This is a genomic window from Pseudogulbenkiania sp. FW507-F1 (assembly GCF_058781125.1).
In genome coordinates, this window is the sequence record NZ_JBYSWM010000025.1 from 36,459 (window position 1) to 58,742 (window position 22,284).

20 protein-coding genes, 1 pseudogene and 2 riboswitches are annotated in these 22,284 nt (G+C 63.6%); of the genes and pseudogenes, 14 read left to right on the plus strand and 7 right to left on the minus strand.

Annotated elements, in window-relative coordinates:
* Nucleotides 1–75: 75 nt before the first annotated feature.
* The 4 genes from gcvP to gluQRS all read right to left on the minus strand — a co-directional run bounded on the left by gcvP (nt 76) and on the right by gluQRS (nt 5,898).
* Nucleotides 76–2,931, minus strand: a complete 2,856-nt coding sequence (gene gcvP, locus AC3WG5_RS15175) for an aminomethyl-transferring glycine dehydrogenase (RefSeq protein ID WP_492569349.1) — start codon at nt 2,929–2,931, stop codon at nt 76–78.
* A 99-nt stretch (nt 2,932–3,030) separates the two neighbouring features.
* Nucleotides 3,031–3,417: a glycine cleavage system protein GcvH gene (gcvH, locus tag AC3WG5_RS15180; protein ID WP_008954982.1), complete on the minus strand. Its 387-nt coding sequence runs from the start codon at nt 3,415–3,417 to the stop codon at nt 3,031–3,033.
* Between the two features lie 96 nt (nt 3,418–3,513).
* A complete protein-coding gene (gcvT, locus tag AC3WG5_RS15185; protein ID WP_008954981.1) occupies nt 3,514–4,602 on the minus strand; it encodes a glycine cleavage system aminomethyltransferase GcvT in 1,089 nt (362 codons plus the stop codon).
* A gap of 31 nt (nt 4,603–4,633) precedes the next feature.
* A riboswitch (glycine riboswitch) is annotated at nt 4,634–4,741 on the minus strand.
* Between the two features lie 19 nt (nt 4,742–4,760).
* A riboswitch (glycine riboswitch) is annotated at nt 4,761–4,856 on the minus strand.
* 139 nt (nt 4,857–4,995) lie between these two features.
* On the minus strand, nt 4,996–5,898 hold the full coding sequence (gluQRS, locus tag AC3WG5_RS15190) for a tRNA glutamyl-Q(34) synthetase GluQRS (protein WP_492569350.1): 903 nt from the start codon (nt 5,896–5,898) through the stop codon (nt 4,996–4,998).
* An 84-nt stretch (nt 5,899–5,982) separates the two neighbouring features.
* On the opposite strand from gluQRS, the gene fdxA reads away from it, so the two are divergent.
* A complete protein-coding gene (gene fdxA / locus AC3WG5_RS15195) occupies nt 5,983–6,306 on the plus strand; it encodes a ferredoxin FdxA (RefSeq protein ID WP_492569351.1) in 324 nt (107 codons plus the stop codon).
* A gap of 214 nt (nt 6,307–6,520) precedes the next feature.
* Here the strand turns inward: fdxA and AC3WG5_RS15200 are convergent, their stop codons facing one another.
* Nucleotides 6,521–7,687, minus strand: a complete 1,167-nt coding sequence (locus AC3WG5_RS15200) for a sensor histidine kinase (RefSeq protein WP_492569353.1) — start codon at nt 7,685–7,687, stop codon at nt 6,521–6,523.
* A gap of 178 nt (nt 7,688–7,865) precedes the next feature.
* On the opposite strand from AC3WG5_RS15200, the gene AC3WG5_RS15205 reads away from it, so the two are divergent.
* From AC3WG5_RS15205 to AC3WG5_RS15250, 10 genes are all read left to right on the plus strand, one after another.
* Complete coding sequence (locus AC3WG5_RS15205) at nt 7,866–8,810, plus strand: chemotaxis protein (protein WP_008954977.1); 945 nt, start codon at nt 7,866–7,868, stop codon at nt 8,808–8,810.
* A 48-nt stretch (nt 8,811–8,858) separates the two neighbouring features.
* Nucleotides 8,859–9,827 (plus strand): chemotaxis protein, encoded by a 969-nt coding sequence (locus AC3WG5_RS15210; protein ID WP_008954976.1) that lies wholly within the window; start codon nt 8,859–8,861, stop codon nt 9,825–9,827.
* Nucleotides 9,828–9,876: 49 nt separating this feature from the next.
* Nucleotides 9,877–10,266, plus strand: coding sequence for a chemotaxis response regulator CheY (gene cheY / locus AC3WG5_RS15215; protein ID WP_014088171.1), 390 nt, complete (start codon nt 9,877–9,879; stop codon nt 10,264–10,266).
* A gap of 45 nt (nt 10,267–10,311) precedes the next feature.
* Entirely contained in the window at nt 10,312–11,061 is a 750-nt protein-coding gene (gene cheZ / locus AC3WG5_RS15220) for a protein phosphatase CheZ (RefSeq protein WP_014088172.1), read from the plus strand.
* Nucleotides 11,062–11,108: 47 nt separating this feature from the next.
* Complete coding sequence (locus AC3WG5_RS15225) at nt 11,109–12,989, plus strand: chemotaxis protein CheA (protein ID WP_492569356.1); 1,881 nt, start codon at nt 11,109–11,111, stop codon at nt 12,987–12,989.
* A gap of 27 nt (nt 12,990–13,016) precedes the next feature.
* Nucleotides 13,017–14,240, plus strand: a complete 1,224-nt coding sequence (locus tag AC3WG5_RS15230) for an EAL and HDOD domain-containing protein (protein ID WP_492569357.1) — start codon at nt 13,017–13,019, stop codon at nt 14,238–14,240.
* Nucleotides 14,241–14,276: 36 nt separating this feature from the next.
* Nucleotides 14,277–14,960, plus strand: a complete 684-nt coding sequence (gene tsaB, locus AC3WG5_RS15235; RefSeq protein WP_492569359.1) for a tRNA (adenosine(37)-N6)-threonylcarbamoyltransferase complex dimerization subunit type 1 TsaB — start codon at nt 14,277–14,279, stop codon at nt 14,958–14,960.
* Nucleotides 14,957–15,397, plus strand: a complete 441-nt coding sequence (gene rimI / locus AC3WG5_RS15240; protein ID WP_492569361.1) for a ribosomal protein S18-alanine N-acetyltransferase — start codon at nt 14,957–14,959, stop codon at nt 15,395–15,397. The genes tsaB and rimI overlap by 4 nt, the downstream gene beginning before the upstream one ends.
* The gene (locus AC3WG5_RS15245) at nt 15,394–16,248 is read left to right on the plus strand and encodes a uracil-DNA glycosylase (RefSeq protein WP_492569363.1); all 855 of its coding nucleotides are present in this window, start codon (nt 15,394–15,396) and stop codon (nt 16,246–16,248) included. The genes rimI and AC3WG5_RS15245 overlap by 4 nt, the downstream gene beginning before the upstream one ends.
* A 179-nt stretch (nt 16,249–16,427) precedes the next feature.
* Nucleotides 16,428–17,096 (plus strand): GntR family transcriptional regulator, encoded by a 669-nt coding sequence (locus tag AC3WG5_RS15250; RefSeq protein ID WP_294865398.1) that lies wholly within the window; start codon nt 16,428–16,430, stop codon nt 17,094–17,096.
* A gap of 52 nt (nt 17,097–17,148) precedes the next feature.
* On the opposite strand, the gene AC3WG5_RS15255 is transcribed toward AC3WG5_RS15250, so the two are convergent.
* Together AC3WG5_RS15255 and AC3WG5_RS15260 are read right to left on the minus strand one after the other, a co-directional pair.
* The gene (locus AC3WG5_RS15255) at nt 17,149–17,637 is read right to left on the minus strand and encodes a dihydrofolate reductase (protein WP_014088179.1); all 489 of its coding nucleotides are present in this window, start codon (nt 17,635–17,637) and stop codon (nt 17,149–17,151) included.
* The gene (locus AC3WG5_RS15260) at nt 17,634–18,428 is read right to left on the minus strand and encodes a thymidylate synthase (protein ID WP_492569366.1); all 795 of its coding nucleotides are present in this window, start codon (nt 18,426–18,428) and stop codon (nt 17,634–17,636) included. The genes AC3WG5_RS15255 and AC3WG5_RS15260 overlap by 4 nt, the downstream gene beginning before the upstream one ends.
* A 205-nt stretch (nt 18,429–18,633) precedes the next feature.
* Here AC3WG5_RS15260 and flhB point away from each other — a divergent pair, with 205 nt between their 5' ends.
* The 3 genes and pseudogenes from flhB to AC3WG5_RS15275 form a co-directional block, all read left to right on the plus strand.
* A complete protein-coding gene (flhB, locus tag AC3WG5_RS15265) occupies nt 18,634–19,800 on the plus strand; it encodes a flagellar biosynthesis protein FlhB (RefSeq protein ID WP_482584233.1) in 1,167 nt (388 codons plus the stop codon).
* 6 nt (nt 19,801–19,806) lie between these two features.
* Nucleotides 19,807–21,891, plus strand: a complete 2,085-nt coding sequence (gene flhA / locus AC3WG5_RS15270) for a flagellar biosynthesis protein FlhA (RefSeq protein WP_492569368.1) — start codon at nt 19,807–19,809, stop codon at nt 21,889–21,891.
* A gap of 6 nt (nt 21,892–21,897) precedes the next feature.
* Nucleotides 21,898–22,284, plus strand: a pseudogene (locus AC3WG5_RS15275) (flagellar biosynthesis protein FlhF); the annotation flags it as partial.

Genomic DNA, 22,284 nt, shown 5'->3' on the forward strand with positions numbered 1-22,284 from the left:
CCGCGATGGGGAGCCGTTTGCCGTCAAAGGTTGGCCGAAGCGGTGCGACACACCGGCTCCGACAGCGCCTGACGCTTACTCGTACTCTTCGACCGACGGGCAGCTGCACACCAGGTTGCGGTCGCCGTAGACGTCGTCGATGCGGTTCACGCTCGGCCAGAACTTGTTGTCCAGCACGTACGGCAGCGGGAAGAAGGCTTCTTCGCGGCTGTACGGGCGGGTCCACTCGCCGGCGATGTCGGCCTTGCTGTGCGGCGCGTTCACCAGCGGGTTGTTGTTCAACGGCCAGACACCGTTCTGCACCTTGTCGATTTCCTGGCGGATGGCCACCATCGCGGCGATGAAGTGGTCCAGTTCGGCCTTGGATTCGGACTCGGTCGGCTCGATCATCAGCGTGCCCGCAACCGGGAAGCTCATGGTCGGGGCGTGGAAGCCGTAGTCCATCAGCCGCTTGGCCACGTCCACCTCGGTGATGCCGGAGGCGGCCTTGAGCGGACGCAGGTCGATGATGCACTCGTGCGCCACACGGCCGTTGCGGCCGGTGTACAGCACCGGGTAGTGCGCCGACAGGTTCTTCATCAGGTAGTTGGCGTTCAACAGCGCCATCTCGGTGGCGTGCTTCATGCCTTCCGCGCCCATCATGCGGATGTACATGAAGGAGATCGGCAGGATCGACGCGGAACCGAACGGTGCCGCGGCAACCGCGCTCTGGCCGGCCACGGCGCCCGGTACTTCGGACACCACGTGGTTGGCCATGAACGGCGCCAGGTGCGACTTCATGCCGATCGGGCCCATGCCCGGGCCGCCGCCGCCGTGCGGGATGCAGAAGGTCTTGTGCAGGTTCATGTGCAGCACGTCGGCACCGATGTCGGCCGGGCGGGTCAGGCCCACCTGCGCGTTCATGTTGGCGCCGTCCATGTACACCTGGCCGCCGGCCGCGTGCACGATCTCGCAGATTTCCTTGATGCCTTCCTCGAACACGCCGTGGGTGGACGGGTAGGTGATCATCAGCGCGCCCAGGTTGGCCGCGTGCTGCTCGGCCTTGGCACGGAGATCGGCCATGTCCACGTTGCCGTTGTCGTCGGTCTTCACCACCACCACCTGCATGCCCAGCATCTGCGCGGTAGCCGGGTTGGTGCCGTGCGCGGATTGCGGGATCAGGCAGACGTTACGGTGCGCTTCACCACGGCTGGCGTGGAAGCGGCGGATCGCCAGGATACCGGCGTATTCGCCCTGCGCGCCGGAGTTTGGCTGCATCGAGATAGCGTCGAAGCCGGTGATGGCCAGCAGCTGCTGTTGCAGCGCCTCGATCATTTCCAGATAGCCGGCGGCCTGATCGCGCGGGGCGAACGGGTGCATGTTGGCGAATTCCGGCCAGGTGATCGGGATCATCTCGCTGGTGGCGTTGAGCTTCATGGTGCAGCTGCCGAGGCTGATCATGGAGTGGTTCATCGCCAGGTCGCGGTTTTCCAGCTTCTTGAGATAGCGCAGCATCTCGTGTTCGCTGTGGTGGGTGTTGAACACCGGGTGCGACAGGATGGCGGATTCGCGCTTCAACGCGGCCGGGATGGCGTCGGCAGCGGCGGCATCCAGTGCGGCAACGTCGGCCGGCTTGCCGGTGAAGATTTCGATCAGCTGAGCCAGGTCGGCTTCGCTGGCAGCTTCGTGGAAAGCCACGCCCAGCACGCCGTTGCCGGCGTCACGCAGGTTGATGCCGGCAGCCAGCGCGGCGGCATAGACCTTGGCCGCATCCGCGCCCAGCTCGACCTGTACGGTGTCGTAGAAGCGGTCGAACACCAGCTTGCCACCAGCCGCCTTCACCGCGTGGGCGAAGATGGCCGCCAGGCGGTGGATGCGGGCGGCGATGCGCTTCACGCCCTCGGCGCCGTGGTACACGGCGTACATGCCGGCGATGTTGGCCAGCAGCACCTGCGAGGTACAAATATTGGAGTTGGCCTTCTCGCGGCGGATGTGCTGCTCGCGGGTCTGCAGCGCCATGCGCAGCGCGGTCTTGCCCTTGGCATCGACCGACACGCCGATGATGCGGCCCGGAGCGGAGCGCTTCATCTCGTCCTTGAACGCGAAGTAGGCGGCGTGCGGGCCACCGAAGCCCATCGGCACGCCAAAGCGCTGGGTGTTGCCCACCGCCACGTCGGCGCCCATTTCGCCCGGCGACTTCAGCGCCACCAACGCCATCACGTCGGCCGCGACGATGGCCAGCGCGCCCTTGGCCTTGACCGCGGCGATGTACGGGGTCAGGTCCAACAGTTCGCCGGATTCGCCCGGGTACTGGAACAGCGCGCCGAAGTAGTCGCCGTTGCCGGCCTCTTCCGGATGGCCCAGCACCAGTTCGAAGCCGAAGTACTCGGCACGGGTCTTCATCACGTCCAGCGTCTGCGGCAGCACGCGGCTGTCGACGAAGAACTGCTCGGACTTGGACTTGGACACGCGGCGCGCCATAGCCATGGCTTCGGCGGCGGCAGTGGCTTCGTCCAGCAGCGAGGCGTTGGCGATTTCCAGCCCGGTGAGATCGATGATCATCTGCTGGAAATTCAGCAGCGCTTCCAGGCGGCCCTGGGCGATTTCGGCCTGGTACGGGGTATAGGCGGTGTACCAGCCCGGGTTTTCCAGCACGTTGCGCAGGATCACACCCGGGGTGAGCACCGGGTAGTAACCCAGGCCGATGAAGGATTTGTTCACCACGTTCTTGCTGGCGACCGCTTTCAGGTCGGCCAGCGCGTCGGCTTCACGCTGCGCCGGCGGCAGGTCCAGCGCGCGGTTGAAGCGGATGTTGGCCGGTACGGTCTGGGCCACCAGGTCCTCGAAGGAGCCGGCGCCGACGTAGGCCAGCATCTCGGCCTTCTCGGTCTCGCACGGGCCGATATGGCGTTCGATGAATTCGTTGTGGTTAAACAGGGTAGAGAGTGTCATGTTGCAAGTATCCGGATGCAAGAGGACTATGGGCCGGCGCCGCCGGCCCCATAAAAACAAAAGCCTCGCGCCCTGGGACGCGAGGCCGGTTCGGCTCGATCAGGCGCCGATTTCCTGGGCGTACTGTTCGGCGTTGAGCAGCTTGTCGAGGTCGGCGACGTTGCTCGGCTTGACCTTGAAGAACCAGCCCTGGCCGTACGGCTCGCTGTTGGCCAGTTCCGGCGCGGCTTCCAGTTCACCGTTCACGGCCACCACTTCGCCTTCGATCGGCGCGTACACGTCGGAAGCGGCCTTCACCGACTCCACCACGCCAGCCTGTTCGCCGTCACCCAGCACGGCACCCACTTTCGGCAGCTCGACGAACACGATGTCGCCCAGCAGTTCCTGGGCATGTTCGGTAATGCCCACGGTCACGGTGCCGTCTGCTTCCAGGCGCAGCCATTCGTGGCTGGATACGTATTTCAATTCGGCGGGGATTTGGCTCATTACTGCATCTCCAATGTAGAAAAGGTTGATGACGGGGCCTTGCCGCCCCGTCCGGAAGCGGGCCTGGCCCGCCTCCACTCAGTCCGGATACTCGGCTTAATTAAAGACTTTTTTGCCGTTGCGAACAAACGGCATCTTGACCACGCGCACCTCGGTCAGCGTGCCGCGCAGATCGACCTGGGCGGTCTCGCCGGTCGCAGCCGGTACGCGGGCGATGGCGATGGAATGCTTCAGCGTCGGCGAGAAAGTGCCGCTGGTGATGACGCCTTCGCCGGCGCCCTCGACCACCACCTTCTGCCCCTCGCGCAGCACGCCGCGCCCTTCCAGCACCAGGCCGACCTGCTTCATCGCGACGCCGGCGGCTTTCTGCGCTTCCAGCGCCTGACGGCCGATGAAGTCGCGCTCGGCCGGTTCCCAGGCGATGGTCCAGCCCATCCCGGCCGCCAGCGGCGACACGGTCTCGTCCATGTCGTGGCCGTACAGGTTCATGCCGGCTTCGAGACGCAGCGTGTCGCGCGCGCCCAAACCGATCGGCGCCACGCCGGCCGCCAGCAATTCGCGGAAGAAGGCCGGCGCCTCGGTGGCCGGCACCATGATTTCCAGGCCGTCTTCGCCGGTATAGCCGGTTCGCGCAAAGAACCAGTCGCCTGCAGGCAAGCCCTGGAAGATTTTCAGAGATTTAATAGCGTCTGCCAGCGTCGGCTTCACCGAGCACACTTTGGCAATGGCGTTGGGGCCTTGCACGGCCAGCATGGCCAGATCGCGACGCACCTTCAGCGTCACATCGAAACCGGCTTTCTGCTGCTCCATCCAGGCCAGGTCCTTGTCGGTGGTACCGGCGTTGACCACCATGCGGTAGCCGTACGAAGTCAGATAGACGATCAGGTCGTCCACCACGCCGCCGTCGGCGTTGAGCATGCCGGAATACAGTGCCTTGCCCTCGAAGCCCAGCTTGGCGACGTCGTTGGCGATCAGCTTCTGCAGCCAGGCCTTGGCGTCCGCACCGGTGATGTCGATCACGGTCATGTGGGAGACATCGAACATGCCGGCGTCGCTGCGCACCTGCTCGTGCTCTTTCAGCTGCGAGCCATAATGGATGGGCATTTCCCAGCCGGCAAAATCGACCATCTTGGCGCCGGCGGCGAGGTGTTCGTCAAACAGGGGGGTACGTTTCGGGGCCGTCATGCGGAGTCCTTCAGGGTGCGTTCATCCTTCTATACACCCCTCTGTCCCTACACCTGAGATTTTCCGACTGGTGCAGCACCAGCCGTTAGCCCCTTCGGTGGGCGCCTGGAACCAGGCGCCGCTCTCCAGATTCGGCGGGCCGCCCATGGAACGACGGCCCGATCCTCGCAGTCCTTTTGCCTGAGCGATTGCGGGTGCACTTGCGCCTTCGGCGGCGGCCGGCTTGCGCGGCCACTCTCTCCTGCTAGATGGGGCAAGATTATCGGCGCTGGCCGCCGGTCTGGCAAGCCGCACGCGGCTGCATGCCGCGATTATGTAGGCGCAGCGCCACGTTACTTCCCCACACAATAACCAACAGCAGCCCTTCCCCGACCAAGTTGGCCGAAGCCCGGCTCACACCGTCACCGGCCCGGCCGGCACCTTGTCCAATGACCAATGCCCGCGCGCCCAGGCCCACAACTCGGCCAGGCTGCCGCATTCGTTCGGCGGCACATGCCCGAGGCGCTGCAACGCACGGCGCAGCTCCGCTGCCGCTGCCGCCGGGGCAATCGCCGGCGCCAGCGTCTGCTTGGACAGCTTCTCGCCGGCCGCGTTGACCATCAGCGGCAAGTGGCAGTAACTCGGGGTAGACACTCCCAGCGCCCGCTGCACGGCGATCTGGCGCGGCGTCGACACCAAGAGGTCGGCGCCGCGCACGATATCGGTGACGCCCTGCGCGGCATCGTCCACCACCACCGCCAGCTGGTAGGCCCAGAAGCCGTCGGCACGCAGCAGCACGAAATCGCCAATGTCGCGCTCCAGATCCTGGCGGTACTCGCCCTGCAAGCGATCGACGAACACCGTCTCGCCCGGTGCCACGCGTAGCCGCCAGGCACGGCCGGCGCGCCCCGCCACGCAGCCGTTGCGGCAGGTTCCCGGGTAGACGTAGCCGTCCACCCCGCGGCGAGCGTGTGCCGCGATCTCCTTGCGCGTACAGCCACAGGCGTACGCCAGGCCATCGCGGGTCAGCTGGTCCAGCGCGGCGCGGTACAGCTCGTGGCGCCGGCTCTGGTATTCCACTGCGCCATCCCACTCGAAACCCAGCGCCTCGAGCGTCTGCAGGATGGCCGAAGCAGCGCCGGCCACCTCGCGCGGCGGGTCGAGGTCCTCCATACGCAACAGCCAGACGCCGCCGCGCGTGCGCGCCTCCAGATAGCTGCCGACGGCGGTGGTCAACGAACCGGCATGCAATAAACCGGTCGGACTGGGGGCAAAACGGCCACGATAGGGCAAGGAGGGAACGAAGCCAGACATCATCGGAAAACAGCCGGGAAAATCAAACGATGGCAAAATTGGCTAGACTGTTGAGTGTCAGCGCCCAAATCGCCAAAGGAAAATGCAATGGCCTACGTTGTAACCGAAGCTTGTATCAAATGCAAATACACCGACTGCGTCGATGTCTGTCCGGTCGACTGCTTCCATGAAGGCCCCAATTTCCTCGCCATCGACCCGGACGAATGCATCGATTGCACCCTGTGCGTCGCCGAGTGCCCGGTCGAAGCGATCTACGCCGAAGACGACGTACCGGCCGACCAGTTGCATTTCATCGAGATCAACGACCGGCTGTCCAAAGTCTGGCCGGTGATCGCCGCCAAGAAGGACCCCCTGCCGGATCACGAAGACTGGGCCAAGGTCACCGGCAAGACCCAGTACCTGGAAGAATAATTAAGGGGCCATCAGGCAAAACCCTGCTGGCGTTATTGCACTCGCATGCGAATCCTTCGCCGGACAAATCCCTGCGTGCCAATCTTTGAATTGGCTCAGCGATAGATTTGCACGCAGAGATTGGCCCGGCAAGCCCTTGCCATCCTGCCTGTACGGTGCACACACCACGACCAGTGCCCATAGCCGTGATCGCGGGGACGGCAAGCGGCTCGGCTCACGCCAGCGGTAGCCGCACCTCGAAGCAGGCGCCCCCGCCCTCGCGGTTGCCCGCACACACGCTGCCGTGCAGTTCCTCCACCACTTTCTTGACGATGGCGAGCCCCAGCCCGGTCCCCCCGGAGCGCGTGGTAAAGAACGGTTCGAACACCCGCTCCAGCAACTCGTCGCCCAGCCCCGGGCCCTCGTCGACCACGCACAGCCGCACTGCGCCGCCCTCCAGCCGGGCGCCCAGCACCACGCACTGGCCTTCTACGGAAAAGTGCAGCGCGTTCTCCAGCAGATTGACCAGGATGCCCACCAGCGCCTTGCGGTCTCCCGCCACCCGCACCGGCTCGCCCAGCGCAAAGTCACAGTCCAGCCGCACCGCCCGCGCGGCGTAATGAGGCTGCACCACGGCACGGACTTCTTCCAGCAACCCGGCCACGTCCAGCAGCTCGAGCTCGCTCACCTGCCCCCTGACGAAGCTCAGCATGTTCTGGATCAGCCCTTCCAGCGCCTTCAAACGAGCCAGGCTCTTGTCGATGAAGCGCTCTCGCTCCGCCTCCCCCAGGCTGGGCTGGCGCAAGTTGGCGGTGTAGAGCATGGCGGTCGCCAGCGGAGTACGCAGCTGATGCGCCAGCGACGCCGCCATACTGCCCATCGAGGCCAGTTTCTGCTGCTGCGCCAGCTCGCTCGAGAGCTGGTGCAGGTGCGTGACGTCGTGCAGCAGCACGATCTGCCCGCCCAATTCCGGCAGGTCCTGGTACTGCAGCGTGATGCGGCGCGGTGGCTGCTCGCCACAACGCGGTAACAAGAAGGTGTTATCAATGTCGGTCGGCTGGAAGCCGGCCAGCACCTCCGGCCATGACCGTCCCCGCACCGACGCCCCCAGCATCGCCTCGGCGGCGGAGTTTTCAGTCTGCACCCGACCATCGACCAGCAACTCAACCACGCCGGCCGGCAGCGCCTCCAGCAACATGCCGAGCCGCTCGGCCAACGCCGCGTTATTCGAGAGTTGACGCCTAAGCTCGTTATTGGCCTCGTCCAGTTGCGCATTCAGCACATTGACCTGCCCCTGCAGCTGGTTGTAGGCATCGATCAATTGGCCGGAAACGGCATTGAACTGGGCAAACGCCTGCTCCAGTGTTTGCTGGTCGTGCAAGTTTGAAACAGTTTTTGTCATTCACCACAACACATTTGTAAAAACTGATTAATCAGTATGATAATTATCCAAACCGGTTAAGCCAATCTGGGGTACATTTGCCGTAATGGACGGAGCCAGTGGCCCCCGACACCCTAATAACGGGCGTATCGACACTCCAAACGATACTCCCAAAAAACATGATGCAGCGGAGGTTTCCGTGTCAGAACTTCTTAAAAAGATTGATGCCCGCACCAAGCTCGCCGGCACCAACAAGCTCGAAATCCTGTTGTTCTCCCTCGGAGAAGATCAACGAACCGGGCGCAAGGAAGTTTTCGGGATTAACGTCTTCAAGGTGCGCGAGGTCATGCGCACACCTGAAATCACCTCCGCGCCAGAAATGCCGTCTTCCGTGGAAGGCATGGTCAGCCTGCGTGGCGCGCTCGTGCCCATCATCGATCTGGCCAAGTACGCCGGCATCGTCACCGAGAAGAAACCCGAAATCATGATCGTGACCGAATATAACGGTCACACCCAGGGGTTCCTGGTCGAGGCCGTCGACACCATCCTGCGGCTCGACTGGTCGGCCATGCGCGTGCCACCGGAAATGATCACCAACCGCATGGGCGGGCTGGTCACCGCCGTGACCGAGCTCAACAACACCCTGGTCATGATGATGGACGTCGAGAAAGTCCTGGCCGAGACCTCGCTCACCGACGACGCCCATCACTTCCTGAACATCGAGCCGATCAAGGAAGAGCGCATGATCTTCTTCGCCGACGACTCGGTCGTCGCGCGCAAACAGATCGAACGCACCCTGGAAGCCATGAACGTCAAGTACGCCTACGCCATCAACGGCATGCGCGCCTGGGACGAACTCCAGCGGATGGCCGCCCAGGCCGACCTCTCCGGCCGCAAGCTCTGTGACATCGTCAACCTGGTACTGACCGACGTGGAAATGCCGGAAATGGACGGCTACATGCTGACCAAGCTCATCAAGAGCGACCCGCGCTTTGCCGGCATTCCGGTGCTGATGCACTCCTCGCTGTCGGGCAACTCCAACCAGAAGCTCGGCGAATCGGTCGGTGTCGACTCCTACGTTTCCAAGTTCGAAGCCCAAAAACTGGCGATCAAGCTGCGCGAAATGCTGCACATCGGCAAGTAACGCACCACTGACGACCGCACTCAAAAAAGAAATCGGGAAAGGTTTGACATGCCAGCCACCGACGCTACCCTGCTCGCCAATATCGATGCCCGCACCAAGCTGGTCGGCTCCAACAAGATGGAGATCCTGCTGTTCTCGCTGGGCACGCGGGAAACCTTCGGCATCAACGTCTTCAAGGTCCGCGAAGTATCGCAGACCCCGACCATCACCAAGACCCCGAACATGCCGTTCGGGGTGGAAGGCGTCCTCTCGCTGCGCGGCAACATCATCCCGATCATCTCGCTCGCCCGCTTCATCGGTGCCAACGATCCGGCCAAGAAGTATGAAACCATGATCGTCACCGAATTCAACAAAAGCACCCAGGCCTTCCTGGTCGATTCGGTGGACCGCATCATCCGCGTCGACTGGGACAAGGTGCGCTCACCCGACAACATGATGTCGGGCAGTGCCGCGACGGCTGGCGAGGTGGCTTCGGCCAGCGGCATGAACCTGATCACCGCTATTACCGAACTGGAAGATGGCAAGCTGGTATCGATTCTGGACGTGGAACAGATCCTGGCCAGCGTGGTGGGCGAACCGCGCCTGCCCGAGCTGCCAACCGCCCAGCTCGAAGCCGACCAGTACGTGTTCTTTGTCGACGATTCGGTGGTGGCGCGCAAGGAGATCACCGGCGTGCTGGAAAAGATGCGCATCAAGTTCCAACAGGCCAGCAATGGCCGCGAGGCCTGGGAACGGCTGCAAGCGTTGGCCAATCGCCACCAGGGCGATGCCGCACCGCTGCACGACACCCTCAAGACCATTCTGGTGGACGCCGAGATGCCGGAAATGGACGGCTACGTGCTGACCCGCCTGATCAAGTCCGATCACCGCTTCAACGGCATTCCCGTCGTGATGCATTCCTCGCTGTCGTCCAACGCCAACCGCGCCATGGGCTCCAGCGTCGGCGTCGATGCCTACGTCGCCAAATTCGACCCTGCCGTGTTGGCCGAAACCCTGATTCCATTCCTGCAAAGGTAGTCGCTACAATAGCGGCCAGGAATCATTGACAAATTCAGGATAACCCTCGATGGCAGACAAGAATCTTCGCTTCCTTGTAGTGGACGACTTCTCAACCATGAGACGGATCGTACGCAACCTACTCAAGGAACTCGGATTTACCAACGTCGATGAAGCGGAGGATGGCCAAGTCGCCCTTCACAAGCTCAAGACACAGCATTTCGATTTCATCGTTTCCGACTGGAACATGCCCAACATGACCGGAATCGAGCTGCTGAAAGCGGTACGCGCCGACCAGCAACTCAAGCCCCTGCCGTTCCTGATGATCACGGCCGAGGCCAAGCGCGAGAACATTATCGAAGCTGCCATGGCAGGGGCAAGTGGCTACATCGTCAAGCCGTTTACTGCCGCCACGCTGGAAGAAAAGCTGAACAAGATCTTCCAGGCAATAAACAAATAAGAACCATTGCACGGCTTGTCGGGCCAGTATTCAGGAGGATTTATCGTGCCAGACCACGTTTTGGAAAGCGGGGATACCCCGGATCTCGAGGCCCTGTTTGACAGCATTGCCAAGCAGCACCAAGCCGGCACGCCACAGATCGCCAGTGAAGCAGACAGTGCCACGGCGTCCACCTCCGCCGCCGAGGGCACCCCCTCGGTGATGTATGAACAAATCGGGCAACTGACCCGCAAATTACACAGTGCGCTGCGCGACATGGGTTACGACAAATCGCTGGAGCGCGTCGCGAATGCGATTCCCGATGCCCGCGACCGCCTCTCCTACATCTCGACACTGACCGAATCCGCAGCAGAGCGGGTGCTCAACGCCACCGATATCGCCAAGCCGATCCAGGACGAGCTCGAAAGCAGCGCCAAGCAGCTGTCCGAACGCTGGAACCGGCTGTTCGCCAATATGCTGTCGGTCGACGAGTTCCGCCAGCTGAGCCAGGACACGCACCGTTATCTGCAGAGTGTGCCGGAACAGACCCAGGCCACCAGCGCGCAACTGCTCGACATCGTCATGGCGCAGGATTTTCAGGATCTGACCGGCCAGGTCATCAAGAAGATGATGGGCATGGTCAAGACGATCGAAACCGACCTCGTCGCCTTCCTGATCGAATTCTCGCCGGAAGAGAAGAAAACGGAAATCGACCCGACACTGCTGAATGGTCCGGTGATCAACCCGGAAGGACGCAGCGATGTGGTCACCAACCAACAACAAGTCGACGACCTGCTGGAAAGCCTCGGCTTCTGAGACCACGGTCGCAACAAGAAACAATAAATAACGGTGCGGGGTAAAAAATGAGCGAATTCGGCGGCATGGAAGAGTTGTTGCAGGACTTCCTGATGGAGTCCAACGACCTTCTCTCGGACGTTGACAACAAGTTGGTCGAACTGGAAAAAAGGCCAGAAGACCGCGCCTTGCTCAACGACATTTTCCGCGGCTTTCATACCATCAAGGGCGGCGCCGGCTTTCTGAACGTGGCGCCCATGGTGACCCTCTGCCACCGCACGGAAAACCTGTTCGACAAGCTGCGCAACGCCGAACTTCAGCTCAACCCCGAAGTAATGGACGTGATCCTTGACGCCACGGCCACGGTGCGCGACATGTTCGGCACCCTGGGCCAGGGGCTGATGCCGCGAGACGCCGATGGCGCATTGCTCGCCGCCCTGGATGCCGTCCTGTCCGGCCGCATGCCGCAGGCACCGGTCCCGCATGCCCCACCGGCCACACCGCCGGTGGCCAGTGCCCCGCAACGCAGCGACGAACCCGACTGGAACAGTCTCTACCAGGCCGTCGTCCCTGCCGCCCGTACCACCGCGCCCACTGCGCCGGCCCCTGCACCGGTGGAAGTAGTGCCTGCTGCGGCGTTGGTGCCGGAAACCGAGCCGGTAACCGCCGTGGCGGCAGCCAGCCGGGCCGCGGCGCCCGCCAAGAACGTGACGGCGAGCAAGTCGGCCAGCGGCGGCGGGCATGAAAACACCATCCGCATCGATACCAACCGCCTCGACATGGTGCTCAACCTGTCCGGCGAAATCGGCCTGACCAAGAACCGCCTCACCACGCTGCGCACCGAGATTCTGCAGGGCAACAACGACAGCAATACCCTGCGCTCGCTGGACGAAGCCATCAGCCAGCTCGACCTGCTGGTCGGCGACCTGCAGAACGCGGTGATGAAGACCCGCATGCAGCCGATCGGCCGGCTGTTCCAGAAGTACCCCCGCCTCGCCCGTGACCTGGCGCGCCAGCTCGGCAAGGACGTCGAACTGGTACTGAGCGGCGAAGAAACCGAACTCGACAAAACCATGATTGAGGATCTGAACGACCCGCTGGTGCACCTGGTGCGCAACGCCGTCGATCACGGTGTCGAGTCCACCGCGGAGCGTATCGCCGCCGGCAAGAAACCGCAGTCGCTGATCCAGCTGACGGCCGAACAGGTCGGCGACCATATCCTGATCGAGATCACCGACGACGGTCGCGGCATGAATGCCGACGCCCTGCGCCGCAAGGCAGTGGAAAAGGGCCTGATCGACACCGAAGCCGCCAACGCTCTAGACGAGAAGCAGTGCCTGCAGCTGATCTTCCTGCCTGGCTTCTCCACCAAGGACCAGATTTCAAGTGTGTCTGGCCGCGGTGTCGGCATGGACGTGGTTCGTACCAACATCCAGAAGCTCAACGGCCGCATCGACATCAACTCAATTCCGGGCGAAGGCACCCGCATCAGCATCTCGCTGCCGCTGACGCTGGCGATCCTGCCGGTGCTGGTGGTACGCGCCTGCAACCAACCGTTCGCCGTGCCGCTGGCGATGGTGCGCGAGATCATCACCATCGAACCGGAAGCCATCCAGGAAGTTTCGGGCAATCCGACTATCGTGGTGCGCGACGAAATCCTCCCGCTCAAGACCCTGGCCGGCCTGCTCGGCTGGGCACCGACCCAAAAACCGGGGTTCGGCGTGCTGATGCAATCGGCCGAGCGCTCTTTCATCCTGGCCATCGACTCCTTCGTCGGCCGCGACGATGTGGTGATCAAGCCGCTACAGAATATCCGTCCCAAGGGCGTGGCGGGTGCCACGCTGTCGGGGGACGGCTCGGTCGTGCTGGTACTCGACATGGAAGACCTGTTGACGGCGAAGGACGGCGTAAGTGGGATGGTCAAGACCTCCGAACTGATTACGATCTGACGCTTACCCCACACTGAACGGTACAGAATGACAACAAGCAGTGCCTTCATCGGACGCCAGCCTGTATTGAACCGAAATCAGCAGCTCATCGGCTATGAGCTGCTGTTTCGCCCCTCCCTCGAGGCGGAAGGCGCCGGCCCGCTGGCCGCGCTTCAAGCCGACACCCAGGTTCTGGTAAACACCCTGCACAATATGGGAACCAGCTGGCTGATCGGCAACAAGCTGGCCTTCATCAACGTCGGCGAAGCCATGCTGGCCAGCGAGTTTCTCGAGTTGCTGCCGGCACGTCGGGTCATTCTCGACCTGATGCCCGAGATCCCCCCCTCCAACGAGCTGATTGCCCGCATCAAGTATCTGCATGCCCAGGGTTTCGGCATCGCCATGGATGGCTTCTCGTTCAACGCGCCTTCAGCCCAGCTGCTGGAATATGCCAAATACGTCAAACTGGACGTGCAGAAGCACGGTACCAACGACTTCCAGATGCTGGCTGCCCAAGTGCGCAGCTACCCGGTAATCCGCATCGCCGAGAAAGTGGAAACGCACGAGCACTTCCACCTCTGCCGCGAACTGGGCATGGATGGTTTTCAGGGCTATTACTTCGCCAAGCCGGAGACCCTGTCCGCCAAGGTCATCCATCCCTCTTTCACGCACACGCTGGAGCTGCTCAACCTGCTGCGCATGGATGCCGAGATCAAGGAAATCGAGGCGGTATTCAAGCGAGACATCGCGCTGTCCTACAAGCTGCTGCGCTTCGTGAACTCGGCTGCGGCTGGACTCAACACCACCATCAGTTCGTTCAGCCACGCGGTCACCGTGCTGGGCTACAAACGGCTCTATCGCTGGCTGACCCTGCTCTTGGTCACCGCCAACGAAGATGGCAAGACTCCACCCGCCCTGCAAAAGACCGCCATTACCCGGGCACGCTTCATGGAACTCCTGGGCGGTGCGCTCAACCTGCCCAACGATGCTTGCGAATCGCTGTTCGTGATCGGCATGTTCAGCTTGCTCGACGTGCTGTTCGACATGCCGATGACCTCCGTGCTGGAGCACCTCCACCTCTCCGACCAGTTCAAGCAGGTGCTGCTGGAGCAACCGGACCGGCTCACTCCCTTCCTCCAATTGGCCAAGGCCTGCGAAGACAAGGAGATGCGCGACGTCCCGCAACTGTGCCGGGAACTGGGTCTGTCGCCCGAACCGTTCAATCAGGCTCACGTCGAGGCGCTCGCCTGGGTGGAGGAACTGGGCTTATAATTCATGGCTTTTCCCCGTCAGCCCTCCGGAAACGCCATGAAACTGCTTGCCATCGATACCTCGACGGACTTCCTGTCGCTTGCCGTCTTAAACGATGACAACACCGTCGTGTTTCATGAGCGCGTCGGCCAGAAACACGCCGAGCAGGCGCTGCCCCACGTGCAGAGCCTGCTGCGCGATGCCGGGCTGACACTTCAGCAACTCGACGGCGTCGTGTACGGGCAGGGCCCGGGCTCGTTCACCGGGCTGCGCATCGGCTGCGGTCTGGCCCAGGGCCTGGCGTTTGCCGCCGGCCTACCCGTCATTCCCATCCCCACCCTCGACAGCGTGGCGGAACAGGCCGGCGCGACGCGGGTTGTCGCCTGTAACGACGCCCGCATGCAGCAAGTCTACCTGGCGAGTTACGACCTAGCCGCGCCTCGCCGCCTTTCCCCTATCCTGCTGCTCAACCCGGAGCAGGCCGGCAACGAACTGCAGCTGGATGGCGAAGGCTGGGTGGGTGCCGGCGACGGCTTTGCCGCCTACCCCATGCTGGCAAGTGGTACTTGGGGCTCACAGCTTGGCGCCACTCACAACGACATCCGCCCCCACGCCGCCAGTTACCTGCGGCTGGCGCAAAGCGGGCGCTACCCCCGCCTCCCGGCGCGCGAAGCCGATCTGCTCTACGTGCGCAACAAGGTGGCGCTGACCTCGCGCGAGCAGCAGGCACGCCAGCGATGATCGCCTTCCGCCCGGCCACTGCGCCCGACCTGGCAAAACTGGTCTCCCTGGAAGCGGCGGCCACTCCCCATGGCTGGAGCGAGCGGCAGTTCCACGACTCCCTGGCGGCCGGCCACGCCTTCCTGCTGCTGGAGATCGATGGCGAAGTGTGCGGACACGCGGTCAGCATGACGGTGCTGGACGAGGCGGAACTGCTGACCATCGTGATCGCCCCCGAACGACAGGGGCAGGGGCTGGGACAGGCCTTGCTGGGCGAGCTGCTGCAGCGACTGCGCCGGCAAGGGTGCTCGAGGCTCTTTCTGGAAGTCAGGGAAAGCAACCAACCCGCCCGTGCACTCTATGCCAAGAGCGGCTTCGTCGAGACAGGCCTTCGCAAGCACTACTACCCCACCGCATCCGGGCGCGAGCATGCCGTGTTGATGGAGATTGGGCTATGAGCCGCCGCCAGCTGATCGGTGAGGTCATCGGCCTCGGCCCGCTCTGGCGCGCGCGCGACGCGCGCTTTGACGACCACCCGGCTCGGCGCGTATCGCCGCCGGCCGTGCCCTTGGCCGACGCCCCGATCGAAGCGGCAACGGCGGAAGCGGCCCCCGCTCCTGTCACCGCCGCCATCCCGGCGCCCCCTGCCGTCCAGGCGGGCACCTCGGCACCCGCCCCTGCCGCTCCGGTCCCGGCGGTACTCGCCGAACAGGCGGCCCCCACCCTCCCCGTGTCGGCCAAGCCCGTGCTGAGCTGGAGCGAACTGGAGCAGACCGTCGCCTGCTGCAATCACTGCCGGCTGTGCGAGACGCGCACCCAGACAGTGTTCGGGCGCGGCAACCCGCAGGCGCGCTGGCTGATCATCGGGGAAGCGCCGGGTGAACAAGAGGACAAACAGGGCAAGCCATTCGTCGGCCGCGCCGGCCAACTGCTCGACAACATGCTGGCCGCCATCGGTCTCGACAGCAACCACGATGTCTACATCGCCAACGTGCTCAAGTGCCGCCCTCCCGGCAACCGCAACCCTTCGGCCGATGAGATCGTAGCCTGCCAGGATTACCTGCGTCAGCAGATTGCGCACATCCGCCCGACCCTGATCCTGGCGCTGGGACGCTTCGCCGCGCAGACCCTGCTCGACAGCAACGACAGCATCGCGCGCCTGCGTGGCCGCGTACATCGCTACCAGGATGTGCCGCTGATCGTCAGCTTCCATCCGGCCTACCTGCTGCGCAATCTGCCCGACAAGGCCAAGAGCTGGCAGGATCTGGTGTTCGCGCGTCGCACCTTCCGCCAACTCACCGGGCAGTGAACGGGGCACTCCCCCCTCCGCACGCGTACGCAGACGCCACGCGCCCCTCACATCCACTTCCGCTCACGCTACACTGACGTCCTCGAAAATCCGGCGGACGGCCAAGGCGGGGGCACAACCCTGCCAGACGCCCCGGCGACAATAAGACAGAAAACTCCGCTCTTTTCAGGAGAACATGCATGAGGTTCAAGGCTAACGACTCTCTTACCGAGCAGATTGCCCAGCACCTGGGCAACCAGATCATCCTCGGCGTAATGCAGCCGGGGGAGCGCATCCAGGAGCTTCGCATCGCCAGCGAACTCGACGTCAGCCGCGGCTCGGTTCGCGAAGCGTTGCTGATCCTGCAACGCCGCCACCTGGTCAACATCTACCCGCGGCGCGGCGCGGTGGTGGCGAGTATCAGCGCCCAGGATGTGCACGACTTTTTCGGCCTGTGGTTTTTGCTGCTGGAGACGGTGGTGGGCAACATGGCACGGCAGTGGCAGAACGACGACCTCGCCCGCTTCTTCGAACTGCTGGGGCAACTCGAAGCCAGCCGCCAGCACAACGACATCCAGGGCTTCTACCAGCAAGGGGTGGCCTTCCTGCAGGCTTTGTACGGCTTTGCCGACAACCACTACATCGAAAGCACGCTGCGTGACCTCTTGCCGCTGACGCAGCGCTGCCTGTACGCCATCCTGCGTGCTGGCTCGCCGCAGGTGGAGCGCACCTACGCCTTTTTGGAAGAACTACTGAAGGCCATCATCGCGCGTGACACGCTCCGGCTCCAGACGATGATCCGGCAGTTCGGTGCCGATTACGGCCGGCTCGCCGCCGCCTCGGCCGAGGCGCTGGAGGGAGTGCAGTAAAAAGCGCTGCCGGGCGGAGGTGCCGGGCAGCGCTATCGGTTCGTCAGGGCGATCAGCCGCGCAGGTAGCTCACGAAGGCATAGTCGAGCCCCTGCTCGCTGCGCTGCGCCTCGCGTTGTACTTCCTGCCAGCCACCGCTGCTAAAGTCGGGAAAATGCGCGTCGCCCTGATAGTTCCCGGCGATTTCGGTGAGTTCCAGGCGGTGTGCCAGGGGCAAGGCCTGACGGTACAGGTCGGCGCCGCCGATGATGCAGGCGGATTCCGCCTCCGCAACCAGCGCCAGGGCCGCCTCCAGGCTGTGCGCGACCTCCACGCCGGCAGCACTCCAGTCGTGCTGGCGCGTCACCACGATATTGCGCCGGCCCGGCAAGGGGCGGCCGATCGAATCATACGTCTTGCGGCCCATGATCACCGGCTTGCCCAGCGTGACCGCCTTGAAATGCTTCAGGTCCTCGGGCAGATGCCACGGCAGCCGGTTGTCGATGCCGATGACGCGGTTGGCCGCCATCGCCGCCACCAGGGTGATGCAGGGTGTCGTCATACCGCCACCTTGGCCTTGATGTGGGGCATCGGATCGTAGCCTTCCAGTTCGAAGTCTTCGAAGCGGAAGGCGAACAGATCGGTCACGGCCGGGTTGATCTTCATCACCGGCAGCGGGCGCGGTTCGCGCGCCAGTTGCTCGTCGGCCTGCTCCAGGTGGTTGCTGTAGAGGTGGGCGTCGCCCAGCGTGTGCACGAATTCGCCTGGCTTCAGCCCGCACACCTGCGCCATCATCATGGTCAAGAGCGCGTACGAGGCGATGTTGAATGGCACACCGAGGAAGATGTCGGCCGAACGCTGGTACAACTGACACGACAGACGGCCGTCGGCCACGTAGAACTGGAACAGCGCGTGGCACGGGGGCAATGCCATCTCGTCGACCAATGCGGGGTTCCAGGCCGACACGATCAGCCGGCGCGAGTCCGGGTTCTTCCTGATCATCTCGACCACGTTGGCGATCTGGTCGACGTGACGGCCATCCGGCGCCGGCCAGCTGCGCCACTGGTAACCGTACACCGGACCGAGGTTGCCGTTCTCGTCCGCCCATTCGTCCCAGATCGATACGCCGTTCTCCTTGAGATAACGGATGTTGGTGTCCCCGGAAAGGAACCACAGCAGCTCGTGCACGATAGATTTGAGGTGCAACTTCTTGGTGGTCAGGAGCGGAAACCCGTCGGCCAGATCGAAGCGCATCTGGTAGCCGAACACGGACAGGGTGCCGGTACCGGTACGGTCGGATTTGTAGTGGCCGTGCTCGCGCACGTGACGCATCAGGTCGAGGTACTGTTTCATGTCGTCAGTGCCGGAAATTAATGAACAGGCGGGAAAACGGGCGATTTTATCAGAATCTGCCGCATGGAAAAAACATAAAAAACAGGAAATTGCGCCCGGATTCTGGCTTCTACGCCCCCTGTGCGATGCCAGGGAAATGCCCAAATCATGGTAGGCTAGCGGCTGCCGCCCTTACCCCAAATGACGACGCAGCGATAACGCCACCATGGCAGAAGATTCCGACCTCGAACGAACAGAAGCCGCGACCGGACGGCGCCTGCAGCAGGCGCGCGAGGAAGGTAACATCCCGCGCTCGCGCGAGCTGTCGACGTTTGCCGTGACCATGGCCGGCGTGGCGCTGCTGATGGCGATGGGCGAGCGTCTGGGCAACTTCATGCTGCAACTGATGCGCCGCCTGTTCACCTTCGACCACGACATGGTGCAGCACACCGATCCGGTGCTGCTGCGTTTCAAGGAGTCTCTCACCGACACCCTGCTGCAGCTCATGCCCATTTTCGGCGGGCTGGCGCTGGTGGCGGTGGCCACCCCGCTCCTAGTCGGCGGCTGGAACCTGACCTTCAAGGGCATCGAACCGAAGCTCTCCAAGCTCAATCCGGCCCACGGCATCCAGCGCATGTTCTCGCTCAGCGCGCTGACCGAGGCGCTCAAGGCCATCCTGAAGAGCGTGGTGATCGGCGGCGTCGCCACCTGGGTGATCTGGAACGAGCGCGCCGAGCTGATCGGGCTGATCGCCATGCCGCTGGAGACGGCGCTGGGCAAGATGATGCAGCTGACCTTCCATACCTTCCTGCTGGTGGTCGGCGCCATGTTGCTGCTGGTCGTGGTGGATGTCCCCTTCCAGATCTGGAACTACCACAAGCAGCTGCGCATGACCAAGGAAGAGGTCAAGCAGGAATACAAGGAACAGGAAGGCTCGCCGGAGGTGAAGGGTCGCATCCGCCAGTTGCAGCGCCAGGCCGCGCAGCGGCGCATGATGCAGGAGATTCCTTCGGCCAACGTGATCGTGACCAACCCGACTCACTACGCTGTCGCCCTCAAGTACACCGAGGGCATGCGCGCGCCGCAGGTGATCGCCAAGGGCCGGCTCAAGTTGGCCGAAAAGATCATCGACACCGGCCGCGAGCACCGTGTCACCGTGATGCGCGTGCCGAGCTTTGCCCGCGCGCTGTATTTCCACTCCGAGCTGGGCGAAGAGGTGCCCTCCCGTCTGTACGGCGCGGCGGCGCAGATTCTCGCCTACGTCTACCAGCTCAAGCTGTACGAATACAACGGCGGACTGGCCCCGGTCTACCCCGAGCACGTCGAGGTCCCTGCCGATCTTGACCCGGAAAGCAAACGCCAGCAAGATGCGGCGCCGACGGCTAACCCTTAAGCGGGCATGGATACTATTCTCGAGCAACTGAAGCGCTTCAACCTGACCCGCCTGGCGGGCCCGGTCCTCATCATCCTCATTCTGACGATGATGGTGTTGCCGTTGCCGCCGATCATTCTCGACATCTTCTTCACCTTCAATATCGCTGTGTCGGTGATCGTGTTGCTGGTCGGCATCAACGTGCGCCAGCCGCTGGATTTTTCCGCCTTCCCGTCGGTGCTGCTGGTCACCACGCTGCTGCGGCTGTCGCTCAACGTCGCCTCCAGCCGGGTGATCCTGCTGCAGGGCCATACCGGGCCCGACGCCGCCGGCAAGGTGATCGAATCGTTCTCGCATTTCCTGGTCGGCGGCAACGTCGCGATCGGCGTGGTGGTGTTCGTGATTCTCACCATCATCAACTTCGTGGTCATCACCAAGGGCGCCGGCCGTATCGCCGAAGTGAGCGCACGCTTCACGCTCGACGCCATGCCCGGCAAGCAGATGGCGATCGACGCCGACCTCAACGCCGGCCTGATCGGCGAGGAAGACGCGCGCAAGCGCCGCGCCACCATCGCCGAGGAAGCCAACTTCTTCGGCGCCATGGACGGTGCCTCGAAGTTCGTGCGCGGCGACGCCATGGCCGGCATCATGATCATCCTGATCAACATCGTCGGCGGCCTGATCGTCGGCGTGGTACAGCACGACCTGGCGGTGGGACAGGCGGCCGAGAGCTACACCCTACTGACCATCGGCGACGGCCTGGTGGCACAGATTCCCGGCCTGATCATCTCCACCGCCGCCGGTATCGTGGTGTCGCGCGTCGGCACCGAAAAGGACATGTCCGAGCAGTTCCTCGGCCAGCTGTTCACCAAACCCTCGGTGCTGTACATCACCGCCGCGGTGATCGGCCTCATCGGCATGATTCCCAACATGCCGCACTTCGCCTTCCTGCTGATCGCCAGTGTGTTGGGCGGACTGGGTTGGCTGATGGAAAAGCGCCAGCGCGAAAGCGAACAGCTGGCAGCGCTGGCCAAGGCCGCGCCGCCGCCGCCGGGCGAACAGCAGATGGCCGAAGTCAGCTGGAACGACGTGCAGCACGTCGACCAGCTCGGGCTGGAAGTCGGCTACCGTCTGATCCCGCTGGTCGACCGCAGCCAGGATGGCGAGCTGTTGCGCCGCATCCGCGGCATCCGCAAGAAGATCGCTCAGGAGCTAGGCTTCCTGGTGCCGGCCGTGCACATCCGCGACAACCTGGAGATCAAGCCGAACGCCTACCGCATCCTGATGAAGGGGGTGGAGATCGGCAGCGGCGAGGCCTATATCGGCCAGTTTCTCGCCATCAACCCGGGGCGCGTCAGCGGCGAGCTGAAGGGTCTGGCCACCACCGACCCGGCCTTCGGCCTGCCGGCGGTATGGATCGACGGCGGCAAGCGCGACGAGGCGCAGACGCTGGGCTATACCGTGGTCGACGCCAGCACCGTGGTGGCGACCCACCTTTCCAACCTGCTCAACACCCACGCCGCCGAACTGCTGGGGCGCGAGGAAGTGCAGGCGCTGATCAGCCACCAGGCCAAGGAGTCGCCGAAGCTGATCGAGGACCTGGTGCCGAAGGTGGTGTCGGTGGCCACGCTGCAGAAGGTACTGCAGCATCTGCTGACCGACGGCATCCACATCCGCGACTTCCGCACCATTCTCGAGACCCTGGCCGACCACGTCGGCGTGACGCAGGATATCGACGAGCTGACCGCCGCGGTACGCACGGCGCTATCGCGCGTAATCATCCAGCAGCTCTTCCCCGGCGAGGCGGAACTGCCGCTGATGACGCTCGATCCGGCGCTGGAAAGCGTGCTGCTGCAGGCGGTCCAGTCCAAGGCCGGCGGCGGGCTGGAGCCGGGTCTGGCGGAGAACCTGCTGGCCAGCGCCGCGCAGCAGTCGGAGCAGATGGAGAATCAGGGCTACAATCCGGTCCTGCTTACGCCGCCGGGGCTACGCCCCCTGCTGGCGCGTTTTTTACGCCGAGCCCTCCCACAGTTGCGTGTGATCTCGCATAATGAAATACCGGACAATAAATCCATTCGTATAATCGCGGTCATCGGGGGCAGCAAAGGCTAACTATAGATGGTGGTCAAAAAGTTCTTCGGCAAAACCACGCGCGATGCGCTCAGACAGGTCCGTGAGGAGCTGGGCGCCGACGCGCTCATTCTGTCCAACCGCCCCACCATGGGCGGGGGGGTGGAAATCATGGCCGTGGCCGATGCCGACGTTGCCAACCTGGCGACCACCCTGTCCACCTCGACCAGCAAGCATCCGCCGCGCCACGTACCCGCGCCGGTCGCCCCGGCCGGTGGCGCGGTGAACCGTGCGCTGGCGCGCACCTACGCCCTGCCGGTAGAGCCGCTGGACGCCCCGGCCCCGGCCGCCGCGCCGACACCCAGTCAGCTCGCGGCCAGCGCCGCCTTCCCGCCACGGCGCGAGACGCTGCCCCCCTCACCGCCACCCGCCGCG

Excerpts from the sequence above, each read along its gene's own strand:
- flhA (WP_492569368.1), top strand. The coding sequence starts at position 19,807 with ATGGATACTATTCTCGAGCAACTGAAGCGCTTCAACCTGACCCGCCTG.
- gcvH (WP_008954982.1), bottom strand. The coding sequence starts at position 3,417 with ATGAGCCAAATCCCCGCCGAATTGAAATACGTATCCAGCCACGAATGG.
- fdxA (WP_492569351.1), top strand. The coding sequence starts at position 5,983 with ATGGCCTACGTTGTAACCGAAGCTTGTATCAAATGCAAATACACCGAC.
- rimI (WP_492569361.1), top strand. The coding sequence starts at position 14,957 with ATGATCGCCTTCCGCCCGGCCACTGCGCCCGACCTGGCAAAACTGGTC.
- AC3WG5_RS15225 (WP_492569356.1), top strand. The coding sequence starts at position 11,109 with ATGAGCGAATTCGGCGGCATGGAAGAGTTGTTGCAGGACTTCCTGATG.
- gluQRS (WP_492569350.1), bottom strand. The coding sequence starts at position 5,898 with ATGATGTCTGGCTTCGTTCCCTCCTTGCCCTATCGTGGCCGTTTTGCC.
- AC3WG5_RS15260 (WP_492569366.1), bottom strand. The coding sequence starts at position 18,428 with ATGAAACAGTACCTCGACCTGATGCGTCACGTGCGCGAGCACGGCCAC.
- AC3WG5_RS15210 (WP_008954976.1), top strand. The coding sequence starts at position 8,859 with ATGCCAGCCACCGACGCTACCCTGCTCGCCAATATCGATGCCCGCACC.
- AC3WG5_RS15250 (WP_294865398.1), top strand. The coding sequence starts at position 16,428 with ATGAGGTTCAAGGCTAACGACTCTCTTACCGAGCAGATTGCCCAGCAC.
- AC3WG5_RS15255 (WP_014088179.1), bottom strand. The coding sequence starts at position 17,637 with ATGACGACACCCTGCATCACCCTGGTGGCGGCGATGGCGGCCAACCGC.
- AC3WG5_RS15245 (WP_492569363.1), top strand. The coding sequence starts at position 15,394 with ATGAGCCGCCGCCAGCTGATCGGTGAGGTCATCGGCCTCGGCCCGCTC.
- tsaB (WP_492569359.1), top strand. The coding sequence starts at position 14,277 with ATGAAACTGCTTGCCATCGATACCTCGACGGACTTCCTGTCGCTTGCC.
- flhB (WP_482584233.1), top strand. The coding sequence starts at position 18,634 with ATGGCAGAAGATTCCGACCTCGAACGAACAGAAGCCGCGACCGGACGG.
- gcvP (WP_492569349.1), bottom strand. The coding sequence starts at position 2,931 with ATGACACTCTCTACCCTGTTTAACCACAACGAATTCATCGAACGCCAT.
- AC3WG5_RS15200 (WP_492569353.1), bottom strand. The coding sequence starts at position 7,687 with ATGACAAAAACTGTTTCAAACTTGCACGACCAGCAAACACTGGAGCAG.
- AC3WG5_RS15230 (WP_492569357.1), top strand. The coding sequence starts at position 13,017 with ATGACAACAAGCAGTGCCTTCATCGGACGCCAGCCTGTATTGAACCGA.
- cheY (WP_014088171.1), top strand. The coding sequence starts at position 9,877 with ATGGCAGACAAGAATCTTCGCTTCCTTGTAGTGGACGACTTCTCAACC.
- gcvT (WP_008954981.1), bottom strand. The coding sequence starts at position 4,602 with ATGACGGCCCCGAAACGTACCCCCCTGTTTGACGAACACCTCGCCGCC.